We start from the raw sequence: 26340 nt of genomic DNA, 5'->3' as shown, positions 1-26340 counted from the left end.
ACCTTAGTTGACTACCTGCGACGTGGATCTGAACCGCCTGCTGCGCTGCACGTGCAGCATCAGCGCCATCCACCACCCCAACTTCAAACACAGCACAAAACCAAGCACCAGAGGCAGCCAGCGGACCGGCGACATCAGCACCGGAGCCAAAGCCAGCATCACCAGCGTCAGCCCCACCTTGACCATTTCCCAAGTGTACACATGCACAAGGGCCAATCCGGCATGGTTCACCAGCACACCGACCTCCAGGGCCAGACGGTGACGGCGCATGCCCCAGTTCTGCAGCAGCTGTGGCAGCCAGATGCAGGCTGAACCATAGGCTGCAGCGACCACCGCCGGGTCTCTCAGAGACGACGCACGCCACCCCATGAACAGCACCAGCAGCAGGCTGAAAATCACCTGCCAGACCACCACGGCCGCAAACGAAAATTTCGGCTGCTGCTGTGTGATGGCGCGCACTTCTTCACGGCTCAAGACCTTCACATCTTGCCAGCCGTCGATTTCCTGATCCTGACGCGCCGACAAATCTGTAAAATTCTTTTTCAAAACAAGGTCTTAGCCAAAAGCTGCCGCATTATACGGAGAAACCCTTGAAATTTCACATCCTGTTGCGCTTTTGCGTCATCAGCGATCTGAAATTTTAGCGCATGCCATCTTCAGCTTTAGGCTAATCGGGGCCGAAGTTCCTCAAATGGGAGCCGCTGCCCTCAGAAAAAGCGATGTTCACGCTGAAAACGATGCGGTGCCGGGCCCGCCACGGCGCTGCGGCAGGCCAGTACGTGGCCGCTGTGCGGGTGCGCGGCCAGCTCGTCCGCCGGGCGTTTGTGCGAGGCGCTGGTGACGATCAGCGTGCGGCCATCCGGGCCGCCAAAGCAGGGCATGGTCGGGCAGCGCACCGGCACGGGCACGGACTGCACTGCAGCGCCATCCAGGCCATAGCGCAGCAACTGCCCGCCTTCAAAACAGGCGGACCAGAAGTGGCCGGTTTCGTCGCGGGCGCAGCCGTCCGGGCGACCGCCGTAAGCCTGACCTTCGGGCAGATCGGTCTTGCGCGGCAGGCGCAGCACGGCGCTCTGTGCGGCGCTGTCGATCGGATCAGCGGTCGATTCCAGGGGGAAATCGGCGCTGTAGACGCTGTGCGACGTGGTGTCGGCCCACAGCAGGGTGCGGGCGTCGGCGCTCCAGTTCAGGCCGTTGCCCACGGTCAGGCCCTGCATCTGCGGCGTGAGCACACCTGTGCCATCCAGACGGTACAGGCGAGCCAGCGGCGGCTGGCGCGGCTCGTAAATCGTCATCAGCCAAAAGGCGCCGTCGGGCCCGATGCGGGCGTCGTTCCAGCGCTCCTGCGCGGTGTCGAAGGGCGAGGGTACCCACAGGCGCTGCTGGCTGAAATCCGCGCTGCAGGCGTAAATGCCATCGCGCGCGCTGACCAGCCACTCGCCGTGGACGGTCTGCACGCAGGCGCTGGGGTCGGTGAAATGCGCCACGGTGTCGAACTGTGCGCCGTCGATCTTCGTGCCGTCAAAGCGCAGGCGCCAGACGCTGCCGCCGTCGATGTCACAGCCGAAAAAAGCCTGCTGATCCTCGCTCCAGCACACGCCCTCGCCCAGTTGCAGGCGCGGCGAGACCGGCTGCCAGGGCAGCTCAAGCGGGGGCAGGACGGTTTGCGGATTCGGGCTGGGCGTTGTCGCGGACATCGTCATGGGCAGGCTCTTCGGGGACGGAAGTGGAGGATTGCGGATCAGCCGTCGCGGCCGGTTCAACGGCGGATTCAGCAGCGGCTGGCGCAGGTTCAGGGCGCGAACGCTCGGTCAGTTCGATGCCAATCGCGCCGGAAAACAGAAAAATCTGGCTCGTCCAGTAAACCCAGATCAGGATCACCGTGAGCGAGCCCGCCGCGCCCAGCGCCGACTGCGTGGCCGAGTGCGCGATGTACCAGCCAATCGCGTAGCGCCCCAGCATGAACAGGATGGCGCCCACGCCGCCCGCGATGGCCGCATGGCGTTTGCTCATACCGAGACCCGACAGCGCACGGATCAGCAGCGCGAACACCAGGCCGATGAAGAACAGCCCCAGCAGCAGATCAGCCAGCTGCACCACGGGCACCAGCAGCTCGACCCGCGTGGACAGCCAGCCCACCAGCATCTGGCTGGCGGTCTGCAGCAGCAGCGCCACCGACAGCAGAAAAGACGCGCCGATCACGATGGCCGCTGCCAGGATGCGCACCTTGAGCAGGCCCCACAGGCTGAAGGTTTCGGTGGGCTGCGTCGCCATGCCCAGCAGCGCGGTGCGCAGTTCGATGAACACGGCGGTCGCGCCGATCAGCGTGGTCACCAGCGCGATCCAGGCGGTGCGGTTCTCCAGACTGAGATCGTACTGCGTGTTGAGCGCGCGCTGGATCAGCTCGGCCAGGAACTGCGTCTCCTGCGGCCCCAGCCAGGACGACATATAGCCCAGCAGCTGCTGCTGCACCGCATCGCGGCTGAGCAGCAGCACCATCACCTTGGTCGCCACCACCAGCAGCGGCGCCAGCGACAGGGCCGTGAAAAACGCCACCGCCGCGCCGTGGCTGATGCCCGCGCCACGCGAATACCGCTGACCCGCGCCCCAGAACACCCGCGCCGCCAGCAGCCAGTTGCGCCAGGACAGCAGGGGAAGCAGGGCCCCATAGAGCGCACTCACCAGCGCCCGCAGACGATCAGCAAAAGAGGTCAGGACCATGACGTGAAACAGTCGGTTCGCATGGCTGCGATTGTGTCACGCCAGGCGTCCCCGCCGCCTCAGTGCGTCAGGGTCACCTTGTTCAGGAAAGGCGGCGCATCGGGGTCGCGACCGCGCGCGCGCGCCAGCGTTTCCACCATCAGATAAAAGCCCTGCACCGCCAGCAGCGGATCCAGCAGGGCGTCGTGGGCGGTGGACAGCGTCAGCTCGCGCTCGGGCACATCGGCCGGGGCGGCCAGCAGCACGGCGGCCCCGCGCTGACGCATGTCGGCGGCGAACTGCAGCAGGCCCGCCTGCTCCGGCCCGCGCGGCGCGAAAATCAGCAGCGGGTAGAGCGCACCGATCAGGGCCATCGGACCGTGACGGATCTCGGCGCCGCTGAAGGCTTCGGCCTGGATGGCGCAGGTTTCCTTGAACTTCAGCGCGGCCTCCAGCGCCACCGCCAGGCCCAGGCCCCGTCCGACCACCATGATGCGCTCGGCGCCTTGCAGCACCGGCACGGCGGTGTCAGCCCACGCCCCCGCGCCGTTTTGCGCAGCGGCGGCTGCGTCCAGATCATCGGGCAGGGCCTGCAGGGCCGACGCCAGCGCCGCGTCCTGCGCCAGCGCGGCCACCCAGCGCGCGCCCAGCGCCAGCGCAGCCAGATAGCTTTTGGTCGCGGCCACGCTGCGCTCGGGGCCAGCGCCCAGCGGCAGGTGGTTTTGACACGCCGCCTCGAGGGGCGATGCGGCCTGGTTCACCCAGGACACCGTGTGCGCGCCCCGCGCGGCCAACGCCTGCATGGCCAGCACCAGATCAGGGCTGCCGCCCGACTGCGACAGCGCAATCGCCCACTGGCCCTGCACCTGCAACGGCGCCTGGTGCAGCGTAGGCAGCGACATCGGCAGCGACAGCGTCGGCAACCCCAGGCGCAGCATGGCCAGATAGCCCAGGTACTGCGCCGCGTGGTCCGAGCTGCCACGCGCCACCGTCAGCATCAGCGAAGGCGGCTGCGCCTGCCAGCGCCGCACGAGGGCAGCCAGCGGCTCGCGGGCCAGATCGGCCTGGTCGCGCACGGTGCGCGCGCATTCCAGCGCCTCGCGGCGCATGGCGGTCGAAGAAGTCAGGGGAGAAAAAGTCACCGGTTCAGCCTTTCAGATCAGTTCAGCGGGCACAGCGCAGCGCCCAGAATGCCCGCGTGCGCGCCCAGAGCGGCGGGGCGCACCTGCGGGGCGTGTGGCCCCAGACGCTGCGCCAGCGCGGCTTCCAGCAGCGGGGCGTAGCCCGGCGCCAGCCCAAGGCCTCCGCCCAGCACCAGCGTGGGCACGTCCAGCAGCAGCTGCACGCGCGCCAGGGCCTGCGCCAGCGCGTCCACGCCCGCCTGCAGCAGCGCCTGCGCCGCGGGCTCGCCGTGGCGGGCGCGCTCGACCAGTTCCGGCGCCCCGCCCGGCCAGCCCGCCTGCACAGCCTGACGACCCAGCGCGCTGCCGGAGGCGATATCCTCAAGACGGTGCCCGGCGTCGTCGCGCCACTGGCCCAGGTGGCCGGCGATGCCCGCTGGGCCGCGCCGCAACCGGCTGTCCAGCACCAGCCCGGCGCCAATGCCGGTCGAGACCGTCACAAACATCAGATCATCGCCCTGGCCCGCGCCGCAGCGTGCTTCACCCCAGGCGGCGGCCTGGGCGTCGTTCAGCGCCAGCGCGGGCACGCCAAAGACCTCGCGCAGGCGCTGCACCAGCGGATAGGGCGGGAAATCGAGCGTCTGCGGGTTGAAGGCCGTCCACAGCCCGTCGTCGCCGACCACACCGGTGACGGCGGCCGCGACGTGGGTCCAGCCACCCGGCCAGCCCTGCGTGACCGCCAGAGCCTGCGCCAGCCACTGGTCGGGATGCTCGCCGCGCTGCGTGGGGAACTGCAGTTCGTGCGTGATGACGCCGTTCTCCACCCGCGCCACCAGCGTTTTGGTGCCGCCGATGTCCAGCGCCAGCACGGGCGCGCCCGGCTGCGCCGATGACCCGGCCGCCGCCGCTGCGTCCACCGCCTGGCGGTACCAGCTGGTGATGTACTCGGGCCGCGAAATCGCCGACCCCACCACCACCGCCTGCGCCCCGCAGCGCACGGCATCGGCCGCCGCCTGCGGGCTGTTCAGCCGCCCTTCGGCCAGCGTCGCCACGCCCAGCGCCGCCACCTGCTGCACCAGCACGAGGTCCGGCCCCTCGGGCACGGGGCCGCCGGTGTAGCCCGACATCGTCGTGCCGATCACATCAAAGCCCAGCGCCTGCGCGGCGCGGGCTTCTTCCAGCGTCGAGATGTCGGCCATGGCCAGGCAGCCCGCCGCGTGGATCGCCGCGAGCAGCTCGGCCACCGGCTGCGGACGCACACGATCGGTGGCGTCCACCGCGATCACCGTCGCACCCGCTTCGGCCAGCGCCTGCACATCGTGCACAAAGGGCGTGATGCGCACCGGGCTGTCCGCCAGATCGCGCTTGACGATGCCGATGATGGGGCAGTCGCAGTCGGCGCGCACGGTGCGGACGTTCTCCACGCCCTCCAGCCGCAGCCCCTGCGCGCCCGACTGCAGCGCCGCCAGCGCGAAGGCGCGGATGAAAGGCGGCGTGTCGAACGGGCCATCGGGCACCGCCTGACAGGAGACGATCAGCGCGGGAAGGGACAGGCCGAGTCGTTGCCAGGTGGGGTGGGTGGGGGCGGGCGAAGGCGCGCTGGAGCGCGTGGAGACGTCGTGATTCATGCGGTTTTCCGGATCAGAAGCGGTGGGCAAAATCCACACCAACCAGGGTCGAGCGGGTGGAGTTGCCGGAATCGGCCTTGCGGTCGTTGTTCACGCCCGCACGCACCGTCAGGCGCGTGCCCTTGTTGAAGTTGTAGACAGCACCTGCATAGTAGTTGTTGCCGGTGTAGTGGCTGCCCACGGTGCGCACGCCGCCGGTGACGAATTCGCCCTGGTTGCGGCCATAGCCCACCCCGAGAGTGACAGCGCCGACCGGCACGGCCACGCCCAGGTTGAGCTGCTGGTGGCGGGCATAGCTGTCCACGTCGCGGTCGGGGTAGCCCTTGCTGTCCACGTAGTTGGCGTAGGTCTGTGCGACGCCAAAATCGTAAGAACCGGCCACCGTGTAGCCTTGGCCCTTGTCCACGATGAACTGGTCTGCGGCCGGTGTTCCGGCAGCGCCCGCCGACAGATTGATGCCCTTGCGGTTGTCAAAATTGCCTTCGGCATAGTTGTAGGCCGCGCCAATGAAGCTGCTGCCCGACACGTAGCGCAGCAGGGCGCCACCGGCTTTGGTCGGCTTGGTCACGCCATTGGTGGTGCCGCGACCTTTGGACGCCTGCAGACCGATGTCGATGGGACCAAACTGGTTGCGCCAGTTCACGGTGCCCGGCAGATAGGTCGGCACAAACCAGTGCACCGTGGTCGACCAGTTGGAGAAGCAGTCCAGATCAGCGCCGCACAGGATGTTGTGCACCAGGCTGTACTGGCGGCCGATGTTCAGCGCGCCCCAGGAGCCGGACAGGCCGACCATGGTCACGCGGTCGAACGCAAAGGAAGCACCGCCGTCCATGGACACATTGCCTTCCACAACGAAGTTGGCCTTGAGTCCCCCCCCCAGATCTTCCGTGCCCTTGAAACCCAGGATGCTGCCCGAGTAATTGCTGTTCATGACGCCGCGGTTGGTCGTCTCGGTCGTCACGCCGTTGATAACGGTCTTCGTTTTGCCCTGCGCGATACCGATCGAGGCCTGTCCATACAGGGTCACCGAGGATTGCGCCACAGCGGGCAGGGAAGCGATCAGGCCAGAAGCGGCGATCAGGGCAAGGCTGGTTTTTTTCATGGGATGTCTCCAGAAGTCACGGCAGCAACCGCGAAAAATGAGGTTTTTTTGAAAACGCACAGGCGGCCTCATCCGCCCGGCCTAACGCGGCAACCCAGGCGGCAGCCAGAGCAGCAGCCAGAGCAGCAGCAATACCGGTCGCGATCCGCCCGGATGGGGCGGGTCAGAACAGGGGAAGATCAGGCAGCCAGCAGACCCACGCTGCGCAGGATCTCGTCCACGCGCTGGCTTTCGGCCTCGTTGAGCGAGCCGCGCGGCGAGGTCATGGTGTTGGTGGCGATCAGGCCCAGACGGCGCATGGCGGTCTTGAATCCGCCAACGCCACTGGCGCCACCGCTCAGGCGGCCGGACGCCACCCAGACGATCTCGAACAGGCGGCACAGGCGCTCCTGCTCGGCGCGGGCCGCAGCGGCGTCACCGCGTTGCACCGCATCCCACAGCCGCACATAACCGGCCGGATCGACGTTGCCCAGGCCCGGCACCACGCCGTGTGCGCCCATCAGCAGCGCGCTGTCGACCACGATCTCGGAGCCCGTCATGACGAAGAAATCGGACACATCGCGCGTGTCCAGGATCACGTAACGGGTGTTGCCGTCGTCGCCGCTGGAATCCTTCAGGCCCTGGATGGCGCCTTCGCGGGCCAGCTGCACCGTGGTACTGCGCGCCAGCTTGGTGTGCACGCACACCGGCAGGTCGTAGGCCACCACCGGGATATCGATGGCGCCGCGCACACGGCGGAAGTGATCCATCGTTTCCTGCTGATTGGTGATGGCGTAAAACGGCGCCGTCACCACCACCGCATCCGCGCCCGCCTGCTGCGCCGCACGGGCGTGGCCGATGACGCGCTCGGTGCCCGGATCGATCACGCCCACGATGACCGGCAGACGGCCCGCCACCACTTTCACCGAATGTTCGATGATGCGCTGGCGCGTGGCCTCGTCAAAGAAAATCACCTCGCTGGTCGAGCCCAGCACAAAGAGGCCGTGACAGCCGCCCTGGATCAGGTGCTCCAGCACGCGCGTGTAGGAGGGGTAATCCACCTGACCATCGGCCAGCAGGGGAACGACAACGGGGGGAACGACACCAAAAAATCGGGACATGATGAGACCTTGTGGGTGGGGAATCTGGGGTTCTGGATCTGGGGTTCTGGGCCGGTGCGGCAGGGTCCGCAAAGGCTTACTGCGTCGGCGGCGGGGCAAGCTCGCCCGCCAGTGTCTTGTCCACGCCCTGGTAGTGCTGCGCCAGGCGCTCGCGCACGCTGGACAGCTTGCCGCTGGCGATGGCGTCCACGATGTCCTGGTGATCGCGCCAGGTGGACATCGGGTCCATGTTTTCCAGGTTGACGAAATCGGAGGCCTTGTAAAAAGCCAGCCAGAAGACATCAATCAGGCGCAGCAGGACTTCGTTGCCCTGCGAGCGGAACAGGATGCGGTGGAACTCACGGTCTTCCTCGGGGAAGCTCTGGCCCTGGCGGGCGCGATCGTGCATGCGCTGGGTGACGGCGCGCAGATCGACCAGATCCTGCGCCGTGAAGCGGTGCAGCGCGGTGTCGATCAGGCCCATTTCCAGGGTGCGGCGTATCTCCAGCACCTCGCTGACCTGGCGCATCGAATTGCCGATGCCGTACGCCAGGTTGTCCAGCAGCGGCTCGAAGGAGAACTCGCGCACGAACACCCCAACGCCGCGCCGCGTTTCCAGCACGCCGACCGATTCCAGCGCCTTGACCGCCTCGCGCACCGAGTTGCGGCTGACGCCCAGGCTTTCGGCCAGCTCGGCCTCGGGCGGCAGCGGCGCTCCGGCGGGCAGCTGGTTGTCTTCGATGAAGGCGCGCAGGCTGTGCTGCACCGACACGTGCAGCAAAGGGGCGCGGCGCAGGGGGCGCAGGGGCTCGATGTCCAAGGCAGTCTCCATCTGTGGGGGATCAGTCGGTCCCGGATTCCGGGGTGAGACAGCGTACCGCGTGGCCGGGCTGGATCAGCACCCGGGGGGGAAGTTCCCGGGCGCAGGCTTCGGTGCTTTTCCAGCAGCGTGTGCGAAACGCGCAACCCGAGGGCGGACGCGTGGCCGACGGCACGGGACCATCCAGCGCAATCGGCTGGGCCGGGTGCAGGATGCCGGGCGTGGCCGACAGCAGGGCGCGCGTGTACGGGTGGGCGCCGCCCTGGCGCAGCTGCGCGGCGGGCACTTCCTCGACGATGCGGCCCAGGTACATGGTTACGACACGGTCGCTCATGCGGCGCACCGTCTGCAGATCGTGCGAGATGAACACAATCCCCAGGTTGAAGCGCTGCTGCAGCTCGCCCAGCAGGTTGAGGATCTGCGCGCGCACCGACACGTCCAGCGCCGAAGTGGGTTCGTCGGCGATCAGCAGCGCCGGGCCCAAGGCCAGCGCCCGGGCGATGGCCACGCGCTGGCGCTGTCCGCCCGACAGCTGCGTGGGCAGCGCATCGAGCGCGCTCAGTGGCAGACCGACCATTTCCATCAGCGCGATGACGCGCGCCTCGCGCTCGGCGGGGTTGCCGCGCCGGTGCACGTCCAGCGGATCGCGGATCACCTGGCGCACCGACAGACGCCGGTTGAGCGCCGTGGACGGATCCTGAAAAACCATACCGACCGCGCCCCCGAACTCGTCGCGGCGCTGGGCGGCGTCCATTTTCCAGAGCGACTGGCCGCGAAAGAAAATCTCGCCGTGCGTGGGCGGCTGCAGGCCGACCAGGGCCTTGGCCAGCGTCGATTTACCGCAGCCCGATTCGCCCACGATGCCCACGGTTTCACCGGCGCGCACGGTCAGGCAGGCATCGCTCAGGGCGTAAACCGTCTGGCGTTCGAACAGTTTCTGGCCGCCGATGCGGTGCCAGACACAGACATCGCGCAGCTCGATCAGCGGCGGGCGGGTGTCGTCCATCTTTTGGGGCGCGTTCATGCGGCCTGCTCCAGATCATCGGGGGACAGCCAGATCGGGCGGTGGCAGGCCACGCGGTGCCCCGCTTCCAGGCTGTCGTGTGCGACGGGTTTGCGGCTGTGACAGCCCGCGTCCGCCAGGGCGCAGCGGCCGGCAAAGCGGCAGCCAGCGGGGAAATCGGCCGGTGAGGGCACGGTGCCACGGATCTGGCTGAGCTCCTGCTCGTCGGCCTCCAGCGACAGCACCGAAGCCAGCAGCCCCCGCGTGTAAGGGTGCGCGGGCGAACCCAGCACCTGGTGGCTGCGGCCCTCTTCGGCCAGTTCACCGCCATACATCACGGCGATGCGATCGGCCATCTGCGAGACCAGCGCCAGATCGTGCGAGACCAGGATCATCGCAAAGCCCAAGCGCGCCTGCAGATCGCGCAGCAGCTGCATGACCTGCGCCTGCACCGTCACGTCTAGCGCCGTAGTGGGCTCGTCGGCGATGATCAGGCGGGGGTTGCGCGACAGCGCCATGGCGATCAGCACACGCTGGCGCTGGCCGCCCGACAGCTCGTGCGGGAAGGCGTTGAGCGTGCGCTGCGGATCGAGGTGGACCAGCTCCAGCAGCTCCTGCGCACTGCGTTGACCGCCCCGCGAAATGAACTGCTGCAGCTGAGCCCGCACCGTCATGGCCGGGTTGAGCGAGGACAGCGCGTCCTGATAGATCATGGCGATCTCGTGGCCCATCAGCGCGCGGCGCTTTGCGGCCGACAGGGTCAGCAGATCCTGGCCACCGAACAGGATGCGTCCGTCCAGACGCGCCTCGCGCGCCGACAGGCCCATGATGGCCAGCGAGGTCAGCGATTTGCCGCAGCCCGATTCGCCGATCAGGCCCAGCACTTCGCCCGGGCGCACCGACAGGCTCAGCCCGTTGACGATGTTGACGCCGTTGTGCGAGCCGCTGAACGAGACCTTCAGGTTCTGAATCTCCAGCAGCGGCTCTTGCGTGAAGGTGCGCGCCTGCGCTTTCAGGCGCTCGCGGGCCTGAGCCAGACCTGCGGGCAGCGGCGGCAGCGTGCCCGCCGTCTTGTCGACAGCGGCTTCGGCCTGCTCGGCGGCCTGCGCCGCTTTGGCCGCCTGCACGCGGCGGCTGGACGGCGCGGCCCAGGCGTCCGACACGCCTTCCGACAGGATGTTGAGCGCCACCACGGTGGAGAAAATCAGCAGCCCCGGGAAGAGCGTCGCCCACCAGCCGCCCAGCTGGACCAGGTTTTTGCCGTCGGCAATCACCGAGCCCCAGGACGGATTGGGCGGCTGCACGCCCGCGCCGATGAAGGACAGCGAGGCCTCGAACACGATCGCATCGGCCACCATCACCGTGCAGAACACCAGCACCGGCGCCGCACAGTTGCGCGCCACGTGGCGCACCAGAATAAAGAAGCGCTTTGCGCCGATGATTTTCTCGGCCTGGACGTAATCCTCCTCGTACTGCGCCTGCACATTGGCGCGCACCAGGCGGGCCACCATGGGCGTGTACAGGAAGCCGATGGCCACCACCAGCACCTCGACACCGCGCCCGAACACCGCCACCAGCACCGCCGCCAGCGCAATGCCGGGGAAGGCCATGATCACGTCCAGAACGCGCATGATGCTTTCATCCACCCAGCGGCGGCTGGTCGCGGCCATGGCGCCGATGAAAGCGCCCAGCGCCAGCGCAATTGCCGTGGCGCCCAGCCCAATCGACAGCGACCAGCGCGAACCGTAAACCAGGCGCTCGAAAATATCCCGCCCCTGGTAATCAAATCCAAAAGGGTGTCCCCAGGCGGGCGATTTGTCGGCCACGATGGCCTGGGCGTTGGGATTGCCGTTCATCAGCCAGGGGCCGACGATGGCGACCACCACCAGCAGCGCAATGAAGACCAGCGACAGGCGACCCGGCAGACCGAGTCCCCCGGAGCGCTTGCCCGGTGCACGGGCAAAAAGTCGTCCAAAAATCAGGCTCATGCTCCCCTCCCGCGCAGTTTCGGGTTGATCAGCAGCGAGAGGATGTCCACCAGCAGATTCACGCCGATGAAGCCCACCGCAATCGTGATGACCACGCCCTGCACGATGGCGGGCTCGTTGTTCTGCACCGCATTGATCATCACCATGCCCATGCCGGGCAGATTGAAAATGGTCTCGATCACCACCGCGCCACCCAGCAGATAGCCGATGCGCAGCCCCAGCACGTTCAACGGATTGATCAGCGCGTTGCGCAGCACATTGCGCGCCACCACCACCAGCGGGTGCAGACCACCGCCGCGCGCGGTGCGCACGTAATCACGGTCCAGCTCTTCGACCATCGAGGTGCGGATGATGCGCGTCATCTGCGCCGCCACCGGCAGGGCCAGTGACAGGGCAGGCAGCGTCATCGTCATGAGCCAGCCGGAGATGGAATCGTTCGGGTTGATGTAACGCCCGGCCGGGAACAGGCCCAGACCAATCGCCAGCCACTGCACCAGCAGCAGGGCCACCCAGAAAGACGGCGCCGCCACGCCGCCCAGGGTGATGACGCGGATCAGCTGGTCGGGCCAGCGGTCGCGGTAGATGGCCGAGGTGACGCCCAGCGTCAGCGACAGCACCATCGCGATCAGCACGCCCAGCACCGTGAGCTGGATGGTCAGCGGCATGGCCGTGGCGATGATGTCCGACACCTTCTGCCCCGTCGCCAGGCTGCGTCCCATATTGCCCTGGGCCAGCTGGCCCAGGAAGCTGACAAACTGCACCGGCAGCGGCCGGTCCAGCCCGTGCTGATGGCGAAACTCGGCCAGCTGGGTCGCGTCCACGGTCCCTTCGGCAAACACCGCCACCGACGGATCGACCGGCGAGAAGCGCATGACGATGAAAACGAAGAGCACGATGCCCACCAGCAGCGGCACCAGCAGCAGCAGTCGTCTCAGGATGATGTTCAGAACCTGCACGGCCCGTCCTTTCGTGGTCTGATCTGATCAGGCGATGCGCTTGGCCCGATTGAGATACAGGCCCGGGTAGTTCAGCGCCTTCATGCCTTCCAGCTTGTCCGCATGCCAGCCCGAGAACAGCTGCATGTGCATCACCGGGTAAATCACCGCCTGGTGGGCGATGGTGCCCAGGGCGCTGTCCAGCAGCTTTTTGTGCTCGGTGGCGTCGGCGCTGGCCAGCGCGTCGTTGAGCGTTTTTTCCAGCTTTTTGTAGTCGGCCGTCTTGTCCCAGCCCGACCACTGCAGGTGCTTGGAATCGGCGGCGTAGAACCAGCGGATGTTCAGATCGGCGTCAATACTGAACTGCGTCGGGTTGCTGGACCAGGCCGACACGTCGAAATCGCCCTTGGACGCCATCTGCGACGCCAGCGCTGCGGTGTCCATGACCTCCAGCGTGGTTTCCACACCGATGGCGTCCCACGATTCCTTGATGGTGTTGACCGCCGTGGCCAGCCAGCTGATGTTGACCGCCTTGAGCGTGATCTTCAGCCCCTTCACCCCGGCTTCGGCCAGCAGCGCCTTGGCTTTGTCGGGGTTGTAAGCGTAGACATCGCTGGCTTTGCTGTAAGACGGGTTCTCTTCGTTGAGGTAGCACGACGCCAGCTTGCCCTTGCCCTTGATGGCGATGGCCATCAGCTTGTCGGTGTCGATGGCGTAAAACAGGGCCTGGCGAACGCGCAGGTCGCTGTAAGGCTTTTTGGCGGCGTTGAACACCAGGGCCAGCATGTTCATCGACCCAGCGCCTTCCACGGTGATGCCCGCCTGCTGCAGCGATTCGATGTTGTCCTGCGGGATGTTGTCCGACGCCAGCATGCCGCCCTGCGCGGCCGTCAGCTGCGCCACGCGCGCGGAGGCGTCCACGGTGACGTTCCACTGCATGGTCTTGATCATCGGCTTGAGCGGGCCGTTGTACTTGTCGTAGCGCTCGAATTTGGCCAATGAGCCCGACACATAGCGGGTCACGCGGTAAGGGCCGGAGCCGATCTGGTTGCTGCCGTCCTTGAGCCATTCGTCGCTCTTGCCCTCGTAGGCGTGCCTGGGCACGATCTTGGCCACCGACAGGCGCTTCAGCGCGTCCTGGAAGGGGAACTTCATGTGCAGCACGACGGTGCGGTCGTCTTTTTTCTCGACCTTGTCCAGCCAGGTGCCGAAGAAGGCGTACAGCAGCACACGCTTCTCGGCATTCAGAATGCGCTCGAAGGTGTAGACCACGTCATCGGCCACCACGGGCTGTCCGTCGTGCCAGGTGGCGCCTTCGCGCAGGGTCACGGTCAGATCCTTGCCCTTGAGCGCTTCGGCATCGGGCAAGGCGCTGGCCAGCGCGGCGTAGGGCTCGCGGGTGTAGGGATCGCCGTCGAACAGGGCCTCATAAATGTGGTTGTGCGCAGCCATGGCGAACGCCGATCCGGTGGTGTTGACCGGATCCCAGCTGCTGTTGTTGTTGTAGCCGATCATGACGTTGACGTCCTGAGCGGGCGCCCCCGCCGTGCCATCGGCCGCTGCCGCAGGCGCTGCCGCCATGCTGCCGCTGGATTCGGGGCCTTTGCCACAGGCGGCCAGGCCGGCCGTCAAAGCGGCCGCCACCCCGGTGGCTGCGCTGAGGCGCAGAAAATCGCGGCGTTGGCGGTTCTGGGGGGTGATCTGGCTCATGTCCTGTCTCCGTGGTCTGTTGGGGGATCTGTTGTTGGGTCTGGCTGGACGGTCGGACCGGAATCCGGTTGACTGCCCATATGATATTGGACATGTGACAGGAGGACATGGGGGTCTTCCCTGGTCCGGTTTGTGCGAAACTGCTCTTTCCACTGCTCAACGTCTTCGACCATGACCGCACAAAATTCCCCCGTCATTGCCCGCAGCCTGATGTGTTTTGGCGATTCCAACACCTGGGGCGCCGACCCCAGCGCGCCGGTGCGTTTCCCGCGCCATGTGCGCTGGCCGGGCGTGCTGGCCACGCTGCTGGCGCCGCAGGTTCATGTCATCGAAGAAGGCCTGAGCGGACGCACCACCTGCCTGGAAGACCCTTTCACGCCCTGGCGGCGCGGCTCAGACGCCCTGCCCATGCTGCTGGCCACGCACCTGCCGCTGGATGGCATCGTGATCATGCTGGGCACCAACGACTGCAAGCAGCGCTTTGGCCTGCCCACGATCGACATCGCACTGGGCGTGGCGCAGCTGCTCAAACTGGTCCACCAGGCCGAATGTGGCCCGAACGGCGCAACGCCCCGCGTACTGGTTGTGGCGCCGCCGCCCATCGTGGTCGCTGAACCCACCCGCGAGAGCTTTGCAGGCGCCCCGGAGCGCTCGCAGGGCCTGGCCGCCGCCTACGCCACCGTGGCCCGCGAGGCGGGCGCCGATTTTCTGGATGCCGGACAGATCATCCGCAGCAGCGCCGTGGACGGCATCCATTTCGACGCCGACCAGCACCCGAAACTGGCCCAGGCCGTGGCGGACGTGGTGCGCGGGTGGTGGGGTCTGGCGGGCGCACAGTGATCTGCAGAGACGTCGGGCGAGATACAATGTCTCTCATTCAGACGCAAAGTTGAAGGCAGGAGGCCCGATGGCAGCTAGCACCATGGTCCATGTTCGCGTGGACGAAAACATCAAAGCCCAGGCCACAGAAACACTGGCCGCCATGGGCCTGACGGTGTCCGACGCCATCCGGGTCTTCCTGACCCGTGTCGTGGCCGATCAGGAGCTGCCGTTTGCACTGAAGGCGCCCACCGCCAGCAGCCGGGCCGCAATCGCCGAAGGCCAGCAGATCGCCATCACGCGCCGCGCCCGCTTCAGCGATGTCAAGCAGCTGATCAGTGAACTCGACCAAGCCAGCCGCCAGTCGTAAGCGGGCAGCACTGCCTCACGCAACGGACTACACCCGCGAGTTTCTCAAAGACTGGCAGCGGCTGACGCATTCGGGACGCTACGACATGAACTGCCTCAAAGAGGCGATGGCGCTGCTGGCCTCCAACAGTGGCCCGATGGCGCCGCAGTGGCTGGATCACGCCCTTGCGGGCGACTGGGCCGGGCACCGGGAATGCCATGCCGGGGGTGATTTCCTGCTCATTTACCGACTAGAAAACCTCAGCCGCCATGGCCTGCTGATTTTTGTGCGCGCGGGCACGCACGCCGATCTGTTCGCCTGAACCGACTCATCCCACCTCCTGCCTCAGCCAAGCCAGTTCCGCCTCGGTGAAACCGGCGGCTTCGCGCGCGGGCCAGTTGATGGGCGGGCGCAGGCGGGGCGGCGCGTACTGGCGCGCCAGGCGGCGGTAGTGCGACAGAGGCTCCAGCCCTTCACGGGCGCACAGCCAGCCGTACCAGCGGTTGCCGATGGCGACGTGGCCGATTTCGTCGCGCAGGATGATGTCCAGAATGGCCACCGCCGCCGTGTCTCCCGCCTGGCGCAGCCGGGCCTGGATGGGCGGCGTGGCGTCCAGACCGCGCGCTTCCAGCGTGCGCGGCACCAGCGCCATGCGCGCCACGATGTCATGCGCGGTGCGCTGCGTCATCTGCCACAGGCCATCGTGGGCATCGAAATCGCCGTAATCGGCCCCCAGATGCCGCAGGTGATCGCGCAGCAGGGAGAAGTGCTGCGATTCCTCAAAAGCCACACGCAACCAGTCGCCGTAAAAATCTTCGGGCATTCCGGCAAAGCGCCAGACCGCGTCCAGCGCCAGGTTGATGGCGTTGAACTCGATGTGCGCAATGGCGTGCAGCAGCGCCTGGCGACCGGCCAAGGACGCCGGGTTGCGCGCGGGCACCGATTTCGGGTCCAGCAGCCGCGGGCGGGCTGGGCGGCCCGGAACCTCCGGCGGTTCGGGCCAGGCGCGGGCGGCATCCAGCCAGGCCAGACGATCCGCCTGCGGCCCATCCTGCGCAGCCTGCCACTGCGCCCAAAGCTGCTGCGTGGCCACCAGCTTGGCATCCACATCCGCCTGAACAAGCGCCGCCAGCGCCTGCTGGCGTGGGCCAGCGGGCGGGCTTGGGTCCATCCTGGACGGGTTCGGGGGGATTGCGGGGGCAGCGGCTCTCACGCGGGGCGCCAATCGTAGAATTGCGGCATCACAGACCTTCCAGACCCCTCCAGACCGGGCTGCCAGCATGGCGGCCGCAACAGGAAAAAACATGGCGATCCATCAACTGGGTGATGATACCCCGCGACTGGCCAGCAGCGCCTGGGTGGCCGACAGCGCCGACGTGGTCGGCCGCGTCGAACTCGGCGAACACAGCAGCGTCTGGTATGGCGCCGTGCTGCGGGGCGACAACGAGTGGATTCGCATCGGCGCGCGCAGCAACATCCAGGACAACAGCACCATTCACTCGGATCTGGGCGTGCCCATGGTCATCGGCGAGAACGTCACCGTCGGCCACGGCGTGATCCTGCACAGCTGCACCATCGGCGACAACGCACTGATCGGCATGGGCGCCACGGTGCTCAACGGCGCGCGCATCGGCGCCAACTGCCTGGTCGGCGCCAATGCGCTGGTCACCGAGAACAAATCGTTCCCCGACGGCAGCCTGATCGTCGGCAGCCCCGCCCGCGTGCTGCGCGCGCTGACCGAACAAGAAATCGCCGGCCTGCGCCGCAGCGCCGATCACTACGTGGAAACCGCCCAGCGCCACCGCGACACCGCACGCCGACTGCCATGACCCCGATGACTTCCGACAGCGGCGATGTGCTGCAGTCTTTCCTGTTCGATGGCCTGCCCGTGCGCGGCCTGCTGGTGCGTCTGGGCGGCAGCTGGCGCGAGCTGCTGCGCCGCCGCCAGACGCTGGCCCCGCTGCCGGACGCCGTGCGCGACACCCTGGGCGAACTGGCCGCCGCCGCCGTGCTGATGCAGGCCAATCTGAAATTTGAAGGCGCTCTTGAGCTGCAGATCCAGGGCGATGCCGCGCTGAAACTGCTGGTCGCCGAGGCGCGTCACGACCTGGGCTTTCGCGCCACCTGCAAATGGACGGGGCCGCAGCACAGCCAGCATCCGCCCGAAGCGCACGGCAACCCCGACCTCGCCCGCCTGGTCAACACGCGGGGCCTGGGCCGCTGCGCCATCACGCTGGATCCCGGCCGCGCCCGCCCGGGCCAGCAGGCCTGGCAGGGCATCGTCGCCCTGAACGACGCGAGCGGCCAGCCCCTGCACCGCCTGAGCGACGCGCTCGAGCACTACATGCAGCAGAGCGAACAACTGCACACCCGCTTCGTGCTGGCCGCTGACGGCGAGACGGCGGCCGGGATCCTCATCCAGCGCCTGCCACTCGAGGGAGAAAACAACCTGGGCGGCGAGCGCGACAGCGCCACACGCGCCGCGCACGACGACGCGGTGGAGCGCATCAGCCACCTGGTTGCCACCGTCCAGCGCGAAGAGCTGCTCACCCTGCCTGCGCCTGAGCTGCTGCGCCGCTTATTCTGGGAAGACACCCTGCTGGACATGGGCCAGCGCACGCCGCACTACGGCTGCACCTGCACGCGCGAGCGCGTGGGCGGCATGCTGCGCCACCTGGGCCACGACGACGTGCAGGCCCTGCTGGCCGAGCGCGGTGGCCATGCCGAGATCGCCTGCGAGTTCTGCGGCGAACATTACCGCTACGACGCAGTCGATGTCGCCCACCTGTTCACGCCCGATCCGCAGGGCGCGCCGGGCCCCAGCGGCGTGCAGTGACGGCCGGGCTGCACCTGATCCTGGGCGGACAGCGCAGCGGCAAATCGCGCGCCGCCGAGGAAGCCGCCCGGAACTGGCTGGAGCGCAGCGCGGGCCACGAGGCCCTGTTCATCGCCACCGCGCAGGACACGGCGGGCGAAATGGCCCAGCGCATCGCCCGCCACCGCGCCGACCGCGCCCGCACCCTGCCCGCCGCCGCCACGCTGGAATGCCCGCTGGCGCTGGACGAGGCCGTGCGCACGCAAAGCAGCCCGCAGCGCCTGCTGGTCATCGACTGCCTGACGCTGTGGCTGGTCAACGCCCTGATGCCACCGCCGCCACACAATGCGCTCACAGAATCCGCCTGGCTGGATCTGCAGGCGCGCACGCTGGACGCGCTGCGGGCGGCGCCCGGGCCGGTGGTTCTGGTCAGCAACGAGATTGGTCTGGGCGTCGTGCCACTGGCCGCGCCCGTGCGCGCCTATGTGGACGCGCTGGGGCGGCTCAACCAGGCCATGGCCGCGCAGGCCCAGCGGGTGACGCTGATGGTGGCGGGCTGCGCCCTGACGCTGCGCTGAGCGGCCCGGCCGTCAGAGGGCGTAACGCTTGCCCAGCCCCGCCTGCAGCGTCTGGACGACGACAAAGGCGTCGCGCAACTGCTTGCGGTCGAAGTTGGACAGCTCCTGCGGATCGAGGTGGTTGTCGGGCAGCTGGCCCTGCGCCGTCTGCGCCGCCTGGTGGGCGATGCGGGTGGAGGACAGAAACTCCAGCGCGTCGCGCAGGTCGCGCGCGTCCTGTTCGCTGATCTCGCAGCTGCGGCTGGCACATTCCAGCCGGTCGTGCGTGTTGACCTCGGGGCGGCCCGCCGCCAGCGCGTAGACCCGCGCCAGATCAACGATGGGCACCACACCGTTCATTTTCAGATCGATGGTGCCTTTGTGCGGCCCTTTGCGGCGAGTGCTGAGCTGGCGGAACAGGCCCAGCGCGGGCGTGTGCGACAGCGCGTTGCGCACCATGTGCGCCAGAAAGAGGCTGTTGCCACGCGTCGAGCCCAGCGCGCGGCTGCGCACGCGCTCCAGCAGCGACATATCGCCACTGCCGCCCCCGCTGTAAACCCCGCGCAGGTCGAAAAACACGCAGGTCAGCATCAGCGCGGTCGGGTCGGGCTGGCGCGTCCAGCCGGCAAAGAGCGCGTTCCAGGCCGATTCGGTCTGCCGCCAGGTGTCGGTCTGCGCCATCATCTCGCCCGGGCAGAACACGAATCCGCAGGCATCCAGCCCCGCGCAGACCTCGCGCGCCAGCGATTCAAAATACTCGCCGTGCAGCGCCGGGCTGTAGGCGTCATCCAGGATCAGGGCGTTGTCCTGATCAGATTTGGCCGTCTGCTCGTTGCGCGCCTGCGAGCCCGCCGCGACCCAGACGTAAGGCACTGGCGGTGGCCCGAGACGACGTTCGGCGAGCTGCAGCAGACGCGCGGTCAGCGCATCGGTCAGCGCGGTGACGATGTGGCCGGTGCTGTAGGCGCTGGCACGCGCGGCGGCGAGCTGGCGCTGCACGGTGCGGATGCGGCCGCTGGCCGTGACCAGACCGGCCAGATCGGGCTGGCGGTAGATTTCGGCGGCCAGCACCAGCGCCGAACCGTTGTTCTGGCGCAGGATGTCGCTGGACGTGACCATGCCCGCCACCGCCGCGCCGTCCAGCACGGGCACGTGGTGAATGTTGTGGCGCGCCATCAGCAGCATCACGTCAAACGCCGTGTCCTGCGCCTGCACCGTGCGCGGCAGCAGGGTGGCGATCTCCAGCACCGGGGCGCTGGTTTCGCGGCCCAGCGCCAGAACGCGGCGGCGCAGGTCGCGGTCGGTGACGATGCCCTGCAGGCGGCCCTCGTTCACCACCAGCACCGAGGAGACGCCGTGCTCGCTCATCAGCACCGCCGCATCGCGGATCGACGTGCCGGGCGCCACGCTGATGGGCGCCTTGCGCAGCAGCTCGCGCACCGGCGTGCCGGTCAGCGCCATGGCCGGGTCAGGCGCCAGAACGGCGGCACTCTCCAGCGCGGGTGGAACTGTCGGGGTGTTTTTGTCGGACATGATGGCCAGGCTGTCAGCGTGGTGGAAGATGCATGGAGGATGTTGTCACGCAGTGTGCCCCGCCGACCTTTCTCGCAGCAAACACTCGGATAAACGATGAGGAGACCCCAATGAGCCCCACCGCCGCCCTGCCTCGCCCCGTGCTGCTGCTGTGGGCGGCTGTGCTGGCCTGGTCTGCGCTGGGCGCGCTGGGCGGTCTGCTGATCTGGCAGCACGCGGGCGCAGACCGGGGCGGGCTGACGGTGCTGTGGTCGCTGATCTGGGCGGGCGGCCTGCTGGCCGCGCTGCGTGCGCTGTGGCTGCGCCATCTGGCGCCGTGGCCGCAGGTGGCGCAGGCGCTGAAGCTGCGCGAAGCGGGCGGCGTCTCTGGTGACATCGCCGTGGCGGGCGGCGCGCCGGTGCAGGAGCTGCTGGGCTCGCTCAACCGTCTGCTGCAGCGCCAGCGCCAGGAGCGCGACGATCTGCAAGGCCACATCGACCGCGCCAGCGCCAGCGTGGCCCGCGAAAAGCAGCGCCTGGCCGCGCTGATCGACGAACTGGGCCACAGCCTGGTCGTCTGCGACCCGGAAGGTCGCGTGCTGCTCTACAACCAGCAGGCGCGCGGCATGTTTGGTCGCCTTTCCGGTCACCTTTCCGGTCACCTTTCCGGCTCCGGCGCTTCAGGCCAGTCTGCCGCCCGCGCGGGCAGCGAGTTGCTGGGCCTGGGCCGCAGCCTGTACCACGCGCTGGACGCGCGCCTGCTGGCCCACGCCATCGAGCAGCTGGTCGAGCTGACGCGGCGCGATCCGGCCCGCACGGCGCGCACGCGCTTTGTCACCACGGGCGGACAGGGCCAGCTGGTGCGCGTGCAGATCAGCGCCGTGCGCGGCCTGGACGCAGCGCCCCAGCCCGGCGCCACAAGCGATCCGCAGGCCTACGTGCTACTGCTGGACGATCTGACGCATGATCTGGCCCGCGAGGCGCAGAACCAGTCCAGCGTTGCCGCCTGGCGTGGTCTGGCCGACGAGGCGCTGGCCGCGCTGCACAGCGCCTCCGCGACCGAGCCACTGGCCCGCCTGCAGGCCCGCGCGCAGGCGCTGCAGGACAGCACGGCGCAGCAGTATTCGGTGCGCTGGCCGCTGCAGGAGCTGTCCGCCAGCGACCTGCTGAGTCTGCTGCGCCGCCAGATGGACCGCGTCATGCCACGCCCCACCGACCTGCTGGAGGCCGCCGCCGCGCAGGGAATCTGGTTGTCCGTGGACAGCTACGCGCTCATCCACATGCTGGCCGCGCTGGCCGAGCGCCTGAAGGACGAACGCGACGTGCGCTTTGTGCAACTGCGCCTGACGGCGACGGACGACACGGCGTATCTGGACCTGATCTGGCTGGGCCAGGCCATGAGCACCGAAGCCGCCATGGCCTGGGAGCAGGACGCGCTGACGCTGCAGGGCCAGCCGCTGGGCTTCACCGTGCGCGAAGTGCTGGCGCGCCACCACGCCGCCTTCTGGCTGGAGCGCGAACGCACGCTGCAGCAGCTTTATTTCCGCCTGCAGCTGCCGCTGGCGCAGACCGAAGCGGCGCCGCCGGCGCTGACCACGCTGGACGCTCGCCCCGAGTTTGTCGATGTCGATCTGTTCACGCGCCAGGCCAGCGACACGGCGCTGGACGATCGGCCGCTCACCGATCTGATCTACACCGTTTTTGACACCGAAACCACCGGCCTGCATCCCGACCAGGGCGATGAGATCATCCAGATCGGCGCGGTGCGTGTAGTGGGCGGGCGCTGCCTGGCGCACGAAGGCTACGAGCAGCTGGTTGATCCGGGGCAGCCGATTCCGCTGGCCGGCATCCCCATTCACGGCATCACCGACGATCAGGTTCGCGGCCAGCCCGGCATTGCGCAGGTGCTGCCGGTGTTCCACGCCTTCGCGCGCGACAGCGTGCTGGTGGCGCACAACGCGGCGTTTGACATGCGCTTTCTGATGCTGAAAGAAGGCGTGTGCCGCGTGCGCTTCGATCAGCCCGTGCTGGACACGATGCTGCTGTCCTGGGTGGCGCAGCCCGACGCGCCCTCGCACAGCCTGGACGCGCTGTGCGAGCGCCTGCAGATCGCGGTCGTCAACCGCCACACCGCGCTGGGCGACGCGCTGGTCACTGCGCAGGTTCTGCTGCGCCTGATCCCGCTGCTGGCCACCCAGGGCATCCACACCCTGGGCCAGGCCCGCCAAGCCTCACAGCGCTCACCGCTGGGGCGGGGTGGGTAGGTTCGCGGAAAGGTCAGATCAGTTCAAGCCGCTCCGCATTGGCCTTGGACCAGTGGAAAATTTCCCACCCCTGGCGCAAGCCTGCCAGGTAAAACGGGTCGGTGCGAATCAGCGCGTCGAGCGTTTCTTTGGAATCGGCCCGGGCCAGCCACAGACCGCCAACTGGGGTTTCGCCCAGCTCACGCCGCAGTGACCCGCCGACGGGAACGATCTTGCGTTGATCCTCCAGCCAGGCAATATGCGCCGTCAGGTGCTGAGCCCTCAGCGCTCCCTGACCAGGCCGGTCGGTGAAAACGATGACAAAGAGAGACTGGGGACTCATCATCACTCCTTCGCGTCAGTGGCAACCCGACGTCGCCGACAGATCGTTGTCGCAGGGAATCGGCGCGTCGCTGGCGGGGTTGTGGGGGATCAGTTCAGATCAGTTCCAGACCGCGTGGCCCGATCCGGACGACCCACATCGTTTTCTAGCAGCAGACGCACGTAGCGGGTGTAAGGCAACCCGCTGGCGCTGGCCTTACGTTTGAGCGCCTCGAGCAGGCTGGGCGGAATCCGCAGGTTCAGGGCCGCCGACTTGGACTGGAACTCAAACTGCATCGGCTTGAAACCGCTCAGGTCGTACTGCGTCAGATCAGCCGTCGCCACAAACTCTTCGGCCGCCTCGTCACTGTACAGCGTCGGCATGGGTTTAGCGGGATTCTTCATAGCGCAGGATCTCCCTTGTGTGCATGTAACGGGCGCTGATGGGGCGCAAAAACAGACCTGAGGCCTTTGGGCGCAGCATGAACACCAGAAAAACATGGCGGCCCTCCAGAGTCTGTCCAATGGCGCGCAAGCGGGGCTCTGCCGGGTTGGGGTCGGGCATGACCTGCGGTGCGCCACTCAGGACCTGCTCGATCTCCTCCCGGGAAACCCCATGCTTGCCGCACTTGGGCCAGTTGCCGTCATCCCAGTCGAAGCCCGCAACTTTCATGAGCACATGCTACACGCATGTATGGACATTTGTCATTGCGGCCGCTGTCCATTGAGCCCCGGCGGGCAGTCCGACGTCGCCGACAGGTCGTTGTCGCAGGGAATCGGCGCGTCGCTGGCGGGGTTGGGGGCGCTGTGCAGTTCGCGCTCGGCCTGCTGGATGGCGCGTTCGACCAGCTCCGGGTTGGCCGCCCCCGGCGCGGCCGGCGCCTGGCCGGACTGCAGCGCGGCATTCGGGTCAGCGGGGGCTAGGGGCGCGGTCGGGTCGGCCGAACCATTGATGCCAATCGCGGGCAGGCGGGCTGCGTCGGGGGCAGCGGGCACCGCCGCCGTGTCGGGCTGCGGCGATGCGCTGTCCGGGTCAAAGTAACCGACGGGCAGCATCAGCAGCACCGCCACCACGATCAGCGCAATGGCCAGCAGACTCAGCAGGATGCCTTTTTTCATGATCGCAATTCCGCGTTCAGAGTTGACGGGGCCACAGCGCCCACAGACGCAGCGGCGCTTTCAGGCGGCCAGCGGCCTGCTCGGCGCGTTGGCCCGCGCCCCAGAAATAATCGGCGCGCACGGCGCCCCGGATCGCCGTGCCGGTGTCCTGCGCCATCACCAGGCGCTGCAGCGGCTGCAGGTTGATGGGCTCGGTGGTGGACAGCCACACCGGCGTGCCGTAGGGGATGCTGCCTGGATCGACCGCGATCGAGCGCCCACCCGTCAGCGGCACGCCCTGCGCGCCCACCGGGCCCGGAATGTCGTGATCGGCGTCGGCGCCGGGCGGCAGCTCGGCCATTTTTTCTTCCTGGAAGAAGACGACGCGCGGGTTCTGCCACAGCAGGCTTTGCACGCGGTCGGGGTTGCGCTGCATCCAGTCGCTGATGCCCGGCCAGTTGGCCTGAGCGGGCGTGATCTGGCCGTTCTGGATCAGCCAGGTACCGACTGATCGGTAGGGCTGGCCGTTGTGCCCGGCAAACTTCAGGCGGGAATAAATGCGGCGGCCGTCGGGCTCGGTGATGATGGCGCGGCCGCTGCCCTGGATCTGCAGGATCAGCGCCTCGACCGGGTCGGCCACGTAAGCGATGGCCTGCCCCGCCACCGAGGCCTGCGCCTGCGGCAGGGTGTCCAGCTGCTGGCGTGTCCAGTAGGGCACGCGGGTTTTCAGATCAGCCGGCGGACGCCACAGCGGCACGCGGAAATCGCCCTGGGGCAGGCGGCTGGCGTGCAGGATGGGCTCGTAATAACCGGTGACCAGACCGACATCGGGCTGCGCTGCCGCCGCACCTGACACGGCTTCGATGCGGTAGGGCTGCAGCCGCCGCTGCAGAAACAGGCGCTGCTGGTCGGCGGGCGCATTGTTCAGGCGCGCGGCGTCGCGGCAGACCGGTGTCCAGACGGGCGCCATGGCGCGGCTGACGCGGCCGCAGCTGGCCTGCAGAGCGGTCCAGAACTGCGAGAGATCGTCCTGCTGCCAGCCCGGCAGCGCGGTGTAAGGCACGGCCAGCCAGCGCGACGCAGGCTGGCGCATTTCGGCCGGGCCGCTGAGCTGCGTCAGGCTGGGGTCCTGCGCCGCCACCGACTGCGACGGCATCGCCGGGGGCTGCGCGGCGCCCATCGAGGGCGGACGGGGGCTGGTGCAGGCGGACAGGAAGGCCGTCAGCGCCAGAGCGGCCAGGCCAAAAAAACGCGCGCGAGGGTGCGCGGGAGAGATCGTCATCATGGGCATCTCGGTCCAGGTCTCGGTGCAGGATTCAGTGCAGGTGCTGGCTGCGCGCCAGCGCGAATTCGGGGACGGCGGCCTCGAAGGTTTCCGCCGCTTCGGTGATGCACAGGTAACTGCCTTCCATGCTGCCCTGCGGCGTGGGAATGACCGCCCAGCTCGTGTATTCGAACGATTCGCCGGGGCTGAGCATGGGCTGTTTGCCCACCACGCCCAGGCCCCGCACCTCCTGCGTGCCGCCGCTGGCGTCGTGGATCAGCCAGTGGCGCGCAATGAGCTGCGCGGGCACGTCCCCCGTGTTGCGCACCGTGATGGTGTAAGCGAAGGCGTGGCGGTTCTGGCCGGGGTCGGTTTCGGCGTGCAGGGGATTGACCACGACGTGACAGGAGAATTCAGGGTGGGACATGGGCGCAGGTGGGGACAGGTATGATTTGGATGGACAGTCTGACCTTATTTTGGCCGAAAAACCCACCCCCCGACTCCGACATGACGCCACCTCGCCCTGCCGCCGCTTCTGGAATCCCTTCGGTCATCGCGCCCAGCCTGCTGGCCGCTGACTTTGCCTGCCTGGGCCAGGAGGTGCGCAGCGTGCTGGCCGCTGGCGCCGACTGGATTCATTTTGACGTGATGGACAACCATTACGTGCCCAATCTGACCTTCGGCCCCATGGTCTGTCAGGCGCTGAAAAAACACGCCGTCAAACCCGACGGCACGCCTGCGCCCATCGACGTCCACCTCATGGTCCAGCCCGTGGACGAGCTGGCGCAGGCCTTTGCCACCGCCGGGGCTGACATCATCAGCTTCCACCCCGAAGCCAGCGCGCACGTCGACCGCACGCTGTCGCTGATCCAGGGGGCGGGCTGCCGTGCGGGGCTGGTGCTCAACCCCGCCACGCCGCTGTCGGTGCTGGACTGGGTGATGGACCGGCTGGATCTCATCCTGATCATGAGCGTCAACCCCGGTTTTGGCGGGCAGTCCTTCATCCCCACGTCACTGGACAAGATCCGCGCCGTGCGCCAGCGCATCGCGGCCAGCGGGCGCGACATCCGTCTGGAAGTCGATGGCGGGATCAAGGTGGACAACATCGCTGCCGCCGCTGCCGCCGGAGCCGACGCCTTCGTGGCGGGCAGCGCGATTTTTGGCCAGAGCGATTACGCGCACGTCATCCGCCAGATGCGCGAGGCGCTGGCCGCATCCTCGGCCTCTCACCCCGCAGAACCCCCCGCCTGAGGGGGCAGCAGGCGCCCCGGCGGGC

At 67.8% G+C, this 26340-nt stretch carries 28 protein-coding genes; 8 read left to right on the top strand and 20 right to left on the bottom strand.

What is annotated here, in order from left to right:
• Positions 1 to 3: 3 nt before the first annotated feature.
• From RV045_RS07460 to RV045_RS07405, 12 genes are all read right to left on the bottom strand, one after another.
• Positions 4 to 546 (bottom strand): ATP synthase subunit I, encoded by a 543-nt coding sequence (locus tag RV045_RS07460; protein WP_423235153.1) that lies wholly within the window; start codon positions 544 to 546, stop codon positions 4 to 6.
• Between the two features lie 161 nt (positions 547 to 707).
• Positions 708 to 1703, bottom strand: coding sequence for an SMP-30/gluconolactonase/LRE family protein (locus RV045_RS07455; protein WP_423235152.1), 996 nt, complete (start codon positions 1701 to 1703; stop codon positions 708 to 710).
• Entirely contained in the window at positions 1645 to 2721 is a 1077-nt protein-coding gene (locus RV045_RS07450; protein ID WP_423235151.1) for a YihY/virulence factor BrkB family protein, read from the bottom strand. The genes RV045_RS07455 and RV045_RS07450 overlap by 59 nt, the downstream gene beginning before the upstream one ends.
• Positions 2722 to 2780: 59 nt before the next feature.
• Positions 2781 to 3809 (bottom strand): SIS domain-containing protein, encoded by a 1029-nt coding sequence (locus RV045_RS07445; protein ID WP_423235206.1) that lies wholly within the window; start codon positions 3807 to 3809, stop codon positions 2781 to 2783.
• A gap of 50 nt (positions 3810 to 3859) precedes the next feature.
• Positions 3860 to 5449 (bottom strand): putative N-acetylmannosamine-6-phosphate 2-epimerase, encoded by a 1590-nt coding sequence (locus tag RV045_RS07440; protein ID WP_423235150.1) that lies wholly within the window; start codon positions 5447 to 5449, stop codon positions 3860 to 3862.
• Positions 5450 to 5462: 13 nt separating this feature from the next.
• On the bottom strand, positions 5463 to 6551 hold the full coding sequence (locus RV045_RS07435; RefSeq protein ID WP_423235149.1) for a porin: 1089 nt from the start codon (positions 6549 to 6551) through the stop codon (positions 5463 to 5465).
• Between the two features lie 179 nt (positions 6552 to 6730).
• Positions 6731 to 7651, bottom strand: a complete 921-nt coding sequence (locus tag RV045_RS07430; protein WP_423235148.1) for a dihydrodipicolinate synthase family protein — start codon at positions 7649 to 7651, stop codon at positions 6731 to 6733.
• A 76-nt stretch (positions 7652 to 7727) separates the two neighbouring features.
• A complete protein-coding gene (locus tag RV045_RS07425) occupies positions 7728 to 8450 on the bottom strand; it encodes a FadR/GntR family transcriptional regulator (protein ID WP_423235147.1) in 723 nt (240 codons plus the stop codon).
• Positions 8451 to 8472: 22 nt separating this feature from the next.
• Positions 8473 to 9474 (bottom strand): oligopeptide/dipeptide ABC transporter ATP-binding protein, encoded by a 1002-nt coding sequence (locus tag RV045_RS07420; RefSeq protein WP_423235146.1) that lies wholly within the window; start codon positions 9472 to 9474, stop codon positions 8473 to 8475.
• Positions 9471 to 11441 (bottom strand): dipeptide/oligopeptide/nickel ABC transporter permease/ATP-binding protein, encoded by a 1971-nt coding sequence (locus tag RV045_RS07415; RefSeq protein ID WP_423235145.1) that lies wholly within the window; start codon positions 11439 to 11441, stop codon positions 9471 to 9473. The genes RV045_RS07420 and RV045_RS07415 overlap by 4 nt, the downstream gene beginning before the upstream one ends.
• Positions 11438 to 12397, bottom strand: a complete 960-nt coding sequence (locus RV045_RS07410) for an ABC transporter permease (protein WP_423235144.1) — start codon at positions 12395 to 12397, stop codon at positions 11438 to 11440. Before RV045_RS07410 ends, RV045_RS07415 begins: the two co-directional genes overlap by 4 nt.
• 27 nt (positions 12398 to 12424) lie before the next feature.
• Positions 12425 to 14086, bottom strand: coding sequence for an ABC transporter substrate-binding protein (locus RV045_RS07405; RefSeq protein ID WP_423235143.1), 1662 nt, complete (start codon positions 14084 to 14086; stop codon positions 12425 to 12427).
• A gap of 171 nt (positions 14087 to 14257) precedes the next feature.
• On the opposite strand from RV045_RS07405, the gene RV045_RS07400 reads away from it, so the two are divergent.
• From RV045_RS07400 to RV045_RS07390, 3 genes are all read left to right on the top strand, one after another.
• Positions 14258 to 14926, top strand: a complete 669-nt coding sequence (locus tag RV045_RS07400; RefSeq protein ID WP_423235142.1) for an SGNH/GDSL hydrolase family protein — start codon at positions 14258 to 14260, stop codon at positions 14924 to 14926.
• Between the two features lie 67 nt (positions 14927 to 14993).
• Positions 14994 to 15275: a type II toxin-antitoxin system RelB/DinJ family antitoxin gene (locus RV045_RS07395; protein ID WP_423235141.1), complete on the top strand. Its 282-nt coding sequence runs from the start codon at positions 14994 to 14996 to the stop codon at positions 15273 to 15275.
• Positions 15244 to 15576 (top strand): type II toxin-antitoxin system YafQ family toxin, encoded by a 333-nt coding sequence (locus RV045_RS07390; protein WP_423235140.1) that lies wholly within the window; start codon positions 15244 to 15246, stop codon positions 15574 to 15576. The genes RV045_RS07395 and RV045_RS07390 overlap by 32 nt, the downstream gene beginning before the upstream one ends.
• A gap of 6 nt (positions 15577 to 15582) precedes the next feature.
• Here RV045_RS07390 and RV045_RS07385 read toward each other — a convergent pair whose 3' ends face one another.
• A complete protein-coding gene (locus tag RV045_RS07385; RefSeq protein WP_423235139.1) occupies positions 15583 to 16425 on the bottom strand; it encodes a ferritin-like domain-containing protein in 843 nt (280 codons plus the stop codon).
• Positions 16426 to 16558: 133 nt separating this feature from the next.
• Here RV045_RS07385 and RV045_RS07380 point away from each other — a divergent pair, with 133 nt between their 5' ends.
• From RV045_RS07380 to RV045_RS07370, 3 genes are read left to right on the top strand one after another with little or no spacing between them, the layout of a single operon-like run.
• A complete protein-coding gene (locus RV045_RS07380; RefSeq protein WP_423235138.1) occupies positions 16559 to 17083 on the top strand; it encodes a gamma carbonic anhydrase family protein in 525 nt (174 codons plus the stop codon).
• Complete coding sequence (gene hslO, locus RV045_RS07375) at positions 17080 to 18090, top strand: Hsp33 family molecular chaperone HslO (protein ID WP_423235137.1); 1011 nt, start codon at positions 17080 to 17082, stop codon at positions 18088 to 18090. The genes RV045_RS07380 and hslO overlap by 4 nt, the downstream gene beginning before the upstream one ends.
• Positions 18087 to 18647, top strand: coding sequence for a bifunctional adenosylcobinamide kinase/adenosylcobinamide-phosphate guanylyltransferase (locus RV045_RS07370; protein WP_423235136.1), 561 nt, complete (start codon positions 18087 to 18089; stop codon positions 18645 to 18647). The genes hslO and RV045_RS07370 overlap by 4 nt, the downstream gene beginning before the upstream one ends.
• 12 nt (positions 18648 to 18659) lie before the next feature.
• On the opposite strand, the gene RV045_RS07365 is transcribed toward RV045_RS07370, so the two are convergent.
• Complete coding sequence (locus RV045_RS07365) at positions 18660 to 20159, bottom strand: putative nucleotidyltransferase substrate binding domain-containing protein (protein ID WP_423235135.1); 1500 nt, start codon at positions 20157 to 20159, stop codon at positions 18660 to 18662.
• Positions 20160 to 20269: 110 nt separating this feature from the next.
• On the opposite strand from RV045_RS07365, the gene RV045_RS07360 reads away from it, so the two are divergent.
• Positions 20270 to 22402: an exonuclease domain-containing protein gene (locus tag RV045_RS07360; protein ID WP_423235134.1), complete on the top strand. Its 2133-nt coding sequence runs from the start codon at positions 20270 to 20272 to the stop codon at positions 22400 to 22402.
• 13 nt (positions 22403 to 22415) lie between these two features.
• On the opposite strand, the gene RV045_RS07355 is transcribed toward RV045_RS07360, so the two are convergent.
• The 6 genes from RV045_RS07355 to apaG all read right to left on the bottom strand — a co-directional run bounded on the left by RV045_RS07355 (position 22416) and on the right by apaG (position 25491).
• Positions 22416 to 22724 carry a YciI family protein gene (locus tag RV045_RS07355; RefSeq protein ID WP_423235133.1) on the bottom strand — a complete coding sequence of 103 codons (309 nt, stop codon included), beginning with the start codon at positions 22722 to 22724 and terminating at the stop codon, positions 22416 to 22418.
• 89 nt (positions 22725 to 22813) lie between these two features.
• Positions 22814 to 23107, bottom strand: coding sequence for a CopG family antitoxin (locus tag RV045_RS07350; RefSeq protein ID WP_423235132.1), 294 nt, complete (start codon positions 23105 to 23107; stop codon positions 22814 to 22816).
• Positions 23091 to 23375 (bottom strand): BrnT family toxin, encoded by a 285-nt coding sequence (locus RV045_RS07345; protein WP_423235131.1) that lies wholly within the window; start codon positions 23373 to 23375, stop codon positions 23091 to 23093. The genes RV045_RS07350 and RV045_RS07345 overlap by 17 nt, the downstream gene beginning before the upstream one ends.
• A gap of 32 nt (positions 23376 to 23407) precedes the next feature.
• On the bottom strand, positions 23408 to 23821 hold the full coding sequence (locus RV045_RS07340) for a hypothetical protein (protein WP_423235130.1): 414 nt from the start codon (positions 23819 to 23821) through the stop codon (positions 23408 to 23410).
• A 16-nt stretch (positions 23822 to 23837) separates the two neighbouring features.
• The gene (gene mltA, locus RV045_RS07335) at positions 23838 to 25085 is read right to left on the bottom strand and encodes a murein transglycosylase A (RefSeq protein WP_423235129.1); all 1248 of its coding nucleotides are present in this window, start codon (positions 25083 to 25085) and stop codon (positions 23838 to 23840) included.
• Between the two features lie 31 nt (positions 25086 to 25116).
• Positions 25117 to 25491, bottom strand: coding sequence for a Co2+/Mg2+ efflux protein ApaG (gene apaG / locus RV045_RS07330; RefSeq protein ID WP_423235128.1), 375 nt, complete (start codon positions 25489 to 25491; stop codon positions 25117 to 25119).
• 80 nt (positions 25492 to 25571) lie between these two features.
• On the opposite strand from apaG, the gene rpe reads away from it, so the two are divergent.
• Positions 25572 to 26315 (top strand): ribulose-phosphate 3-epimerase, encoded by a 744-nt coding sequence (rpe, locus tag RV045_RS07325; protein ID WP_423235127.1) that lies wholly within the window; start codon positions 25572 to 25574, stop codon positions 26313 to 26315.
• Positions 26316 to 26340 lie beyond the last annotated feature (25 nt).

Source organism: Amphibiibacter pelophylacis (assembly GCF_037688875.1).
GTDB lineage: Bacteria > Pseudomonadota > Gammaproteobacteria > Burkholderiales > Burkholderiaceae_C > Amphibiibacter > Amphibiibacter pelophylacis.
The sequence above is the reverse complement of the archived record's forward strand: the minus strand, read 5'-3'. Positions and strand labels throughout refer to the sequence as shown.

Coding starts and splice junctions, on each gene's coding strand:
- RV045_RS07435 (WP_423235149.1), bottom strand. CDS start 6,551: ATGAAAAAAACCAGCCTTGCCCTGATCGCCGCTTCTGGCCTGATCGCT.
- rpe (WP_423235127.1), top strand. CDS start 25,572: ATGACGCCACCTCGCCCTGCCGCCGCTTCTGGAATCCCTTCGGTCATC.
- apaG (WP_423235128.1), bottom strand. CDS start 25,491: ATGTCCCACCCTGAATTCTCCTGTCACGTCGTGGTCAATCCCCTGCAC.
- RV045_RS07395 (WP_423235141.1), top strand. CDS start 14,994: ATGGCAGCTAGCACCATGGTCCATGTTCGCGTGGACGAAAACATCAAA.
- RV045_RS07345 (WP_423235131.1), bottom strand. CDS start 23,375: ATGAAAGTTGCGGGCTTCGACTGGGATGACGGCAACTGGCCCAAGTGC.
- RV045_RS07350 (WP_423235132.1), bottom strand. CDS start 23,107: ATGAAGAATCCCGCTAAACCCATGCCGACGCTGTACAGTGACGAGGCG.
- RV045_RS07400 (WP_423235142.1), top strand. CDS start 14,258: ATGACCGCACAAAATTCCCCCGTCATTGCCCGCAGCCTGATGTGTTTT.
- RV045_RS07365 (WP_423235135.1), bottom strand. CDS start 20,159: ATGTCCGACAAAAACACCCCGACAGTTCCACCCGCGCTGGAGAGTGCC.
- RV045_RS07455 (WP_423235152.1), bottom strand. CDS start 1,703: ATGACGATGTCCGCGACAACGCCCAGCCCGAATCCGCAAACCGTCCTG.
- RV045_RS07360 (WP_423235134.1), top strand. CDS start 20,270: ATGAGCCCCACCGCCGCCCTGCCTCGCCCCGTGCTGCTGCTGTGGGCG.
- RV045_RS07440 (WP_423235150.1), bottom strand. CDS start 5,449: ATGAATCACGACGTCTCCACGCGCTCCAGCGCGCCTTCGCCCGCCCCC.
- RV045_RS07385 (WP_423235139.1), bottom strand. CDS start 16,425: ATGGACCCAAGCCCGCCCGCTGGCCCACGCCAGCAGGCGCTGGCGGCG.
- hslO (WP_423235137.1), top strand. CDS start 17,080: ATGACCCCGATGACTTCCGACAGCGGCGATGTGCTGCAGTCTTTCCTG.
- RV045_RS07430 (WP_423235148.1), bottom strand. CDS start 7,651: ATGTCCCGATTTTTTGGTGTCGTTCCCCCCGTTGTCGTTCCCCTGCTG.
- RV045_RS07420 (WP_423235146.1), bottom strand. CDS start 9,474: ATGAACGCGCCCCAAAAGATGGACGACACCCGCCCGCCGCTGATCGAG.
- RV045_RS07340 (WP_423235130.1), bottom strand. CDS start 23,821: ATGAAAAAAGGCATCCTGCTGAGTCTGCTGGCCATTGCGCTGATCGTG.
- RV045_RS07380 (WP_423235138.1), top strand. CDS start 16,559: ATGGCGATCCATCAACTGGGTGATGATACCCCGCGACTGGCCAGCAGC.
- RV045_RS07450 (WP_423235151.1), bottom strand. CDS start 2,721: ATGGTCCTGACCTCTTTTGCTGATCGTCTGCGGGCGCTGGTGAGTGCG.
- RV045_RS07355 (WP_423235133.1), bottom strand. CDS start 22,724: ATGAGTCCCCAGTCTCTCTTTGTCATCGTTTTCACCGACCGGCCTGGT.
- mltA (WP_423235129.1), bottom strand. CDS start 25,085: ATGATGACGATCTCTCCCGCGCACCCTCGCGCGCGTTTTTTTGGCCTG.
- RV045_RS07415 (WP_423235145.1), bottom strand. CDS start 11,441: ATGAGCCTGATTTTTGGACGACTTTTTGCCCGTGCACCGGGCAAGCGC.
- RV045_RS07445 (WP_423235206.1), bottom strand. CDS start 3,809: ATGCGCCGCGAGGCGCTGGAATGCGCGCGCACCGTGCGCGACCAGGCC.
- RV045_RS07405 (WP_423235143.1), bottom strand. CDS start 14,086: ATGAGCCAGATCACCCCCCAGAACCGCCAACGCCGCGATTTTCTGCGC.